Source organism: Candidatus Chloroploca asiatica (genome assembly GCF_002532075.1).
Taxonomy (GTDB): Bacteria; Chloroflexota; Chloroflexia; order Chloroflexales; family Chloroflexaceae; genus Chloroploca; species Chloroploca asiatica.
In genome coordinates, this window is record NZ_LYXE01000175.1 from 1 (window position 1) to 2,993 (window position 2,993).

Below are 2,993 nucleotides of genomic sequence, written 5' to 3' on the forward strand. Positions count from 1 at the left end.
TGTTAAATGTCAACTAGATTTGCCGCCTGGTGTCAACTAGATTTGCCGGTTCCCGCTCCCTTCCCTCGTGACCTGCGAATGCCAGTTCCGTCGTCGTGCCTCCGCCCGTTGCGTCCACTCCTCGTGGTTGCCGTTGGTTGTCGTCAGCCTCCCCGTGGTTGGCGTTGTCGTCAGGCTCCTCGTGGTTGCCGTTGGTTGTCGTCAGCCTCCCTGTGGTTGCCGTTGGTTGTCGTCAGGCTCCCTGTGGTTGGCGTTGTCGTCAGGCTCCCTGTGGTTGCCGTTGGTTGTCGTCAGGCTCCCCGTGGTTGTCGTTGTCGTCAGCCTCCCCGTGCTTGTCGTTGCGGCCCCCTGGCCGTGCTGCCCGAGGCGCGCCCCGCGCCGCCCTTCCGTGCGCGTGGGGCCGGTGGTCGTCCAGGTGCGGGGGACAGCTCCCTGGATGCCCGTACCGCAGTCACGCGCATCCTGCCTTTGCCACGTGCCGTCCCGCACCTGGGTCGCCCAGCGTACCACGCGCCGGAAGGGTCAGGCCAGGCGGCGGGGGCGCTTCGGTCGTCGCACCCCCGGCGTCGGCTGGGGCCACGTCCGCCCCCCCGCAGCCACTCATGCGTCGGGTGGCGGCACCTCCTCCACCGTGGGCGCGTCCGTCGTCGCCGGCGCGGCCTGCTGCGCCGCCCGGGCCGCCTGCGCCCGGTAACTCGGCATCCCCGTCAGATCCAGGATCACGGAGTGATGCACCACCCGGTCAATCGCCGCCACGGTCGTCAGCGGGTGCTTGAAGATCCGCGTCCATTCCGAGAAGACCAGGTTCGTCGAGAGCATGACGCTCCGCCGTTCGTAGCGCTCCGAGAGCAGGGTGAACAGGACTTCCATCTCGTCCTGGTCGTGTTGCACGTAGCCAATGTCGTCCAGCACCAAGCAGGCAAACCGGTCCAGCTTCGCCAACTCCTGCGGCAGCCGCAGGTCGCGCTTGGCCGCCAGCAGCCGCTGCATCAGTTGGGCCGTCGAGCTCCACAGCACGGCCACCCCCTGCTGCATCAGCGTGTGCGCCACGCTGGCCAGCAGGTGACTCTTGCCGACCCCGGGCGGCCCCACCGCGACCACATTGACGGCTTGGGCGACAAACTCGCCCCGGCGCACGCGTTCCACCTGCTGGCGGGCCACGGGCGGAAATCCGGCCAGATCCAGCGTCGCAAACGTCTTCTCGCGGGGCACGCCGCTCTCCCGGCGCAGCCGGTCAATCCGCCGTTGCGTCCGCTGTTCCTGCTCCAGCCGGGCCAATTCATACAGAAAGGCCTCATGGCTCAGGTTGGCCCGCACGGCTTTCACCGCCACGTCCGAGACGTGGTCGGCCATGGCCTGCAGCTTCAGGTCGCGTAACAGGGTGGTCAGTTCGGCGTAGCGGTTCATCACGCGGCCTCCTGTTCCTGCGGCCCCAGCAACTGGTCATAGGACGCCAAGGCCAGCACGGGGGGCGACAACACCGGGAATGGCGTGGGCGTGCGGTCGCTCACGAGGTCACGCACGGCGGCGTGGGTGGGCACGGTGCCCGCTTCCCACAGCAACGCGAGCGCCGTCTCAACCTCCCGCTCGCTGGTGGTGGCGGCCAAGTGCAGGACACGGACATACTGCTGGTCGGCGCGTTGCGGTTGCTGGGCGCTGAGGTGGTCGTAGGCCTGGCGGAAGACGACGGACGGGAAGAGTTCATCGCGATAGCGATACTGGGCGAAGGCCCCCGGCTTGCGCACCAGGCTGTCGATGACATGGCGATAGTCAATGCGATGCTGGCTCACCCCCCGCAGCCGGGGCATCTGGAGCAGCAGGGTCATGCCGAGATAGAGGTCAACCCGTTCGGCACGCACGCGGGCGAGCAGGGTCTTCCCGATGAGCCGGGCGGGCACCGAGTAGATGTTGCGCAGCACGTTGATGGTGGCGAAGCGACTGACCGTGACGGTCAGATCCTGGGCGGGCTCCAGCGGCAACGTCGGCAACGGCTGCAACACCGGGCGCTCCTCCGCGAAGCGGGCGGCACGGGTAAGATTACGGTGGCGCACCAACTCGTGCAGCCACCGGGTGTAGGCCGGACGGTCAGCGAAATCGCGTGACCCGCGCAGCCGGAGGGCCTGGTCCACGGCCTCCTTGAAGCGATAATGGGCCTGCTCAACATCACCGTTCTCGTGGGCCTCACCGGGCGTGTTGGTCGACGGCTGCATCCGGTAGTGGCGCACCAGCGCCAGATAGCGCTCAGTGTAGACCCGCTCGCCCGCCGCCGCGATGGTCACGACCGCGGCGGAGAGGTTATCGGTGCGATGCTGCTGCGGCACCCCCCCCACCTGCCAGAGGCACGCTTCCAGCCCTTCGGCCAGCGCCTCAAAGCTCTCCGAAAAGCAGATCGCCACCGCCTCAATGTTGGAATAGGTCAGGACGAAGTGATACAGCAGGTGCAGGAAAGGCACCCCAGCCAGCGTGATCTGCAGGTCGTTCATCTCGGTGAAATCGGACTGGCCCATGCGGCCCGGCTGATGCTCCTGGGGGAACATGACCTCCCGGCTGGGGCCGAACTGAGCCCGCCAGTGGGCAATATGCCGTTGGAGCGTGCGCAGTTGGGTGGGCGTATACCGCCCCGGATGCATGCGCGCCAACTCGGCGAACAGCGTCTTGGCCTGGAGCGCGGGGTCGCGCTCGAGCTGGGCCACGACCCAAGGCCAATCGGCCTCGAACGGGTTCGGGCGGGTGCGGTGGGTGCGGGGCTGCTTCGTCTGACTGGGCAACTGGCCGAGTTGCTCGTATTTGCGCGCCGTGCGGACGCTCATGCCGGCCCGCGCGGCCGCCTGTTCCTGAGTTTTTCCTTTACTCCGTTCTCGTCGCATCTGTCGTACCTCGTGATCGGTTTTCATGACGCCCTCCTCTGAAGGCGTCATGGTAGGTCATCGCGGAGGCAGATGGGATCGGCAATTCTAAAGATCACCACCGGCAATTCTAATTATCGTTGATCA

General features: G+C 66.8%; 2 protein-coding genes. Both read right to left on the minus strand.

The genetic code is table 11. From position 1 onward, the window contains the following. Window positions 1-600 precede the first annotated feature (600 nt). Window positions 601-1,407, minus strand: coding sequence for an IS21-like element helper ATPase IstB (istB, locus tag A9Q02_RS20990; RefSeq protein ID WP_097655034.1), 807 nt, complete (start codon window positions 1,405-1,407; stop codon window positions 601-603). Next, window positions 1,407-2,894, minus strand: a complete 1,488-nt coding sequence (gene istA / locus A9Q02_RS20995) for an IS21 family transposase (RefSeq protein ID WP_097655035.1) — start codon at window positions 2,892-2,894, stop codon at window positions 1,407-1,409. The genes istB and istA overlap by 1 nt, the downstream gene beginning before the upstream one ends. Between the last annotated feature and the right edge of the window lie 99 nt (window positions 2,895-2,993).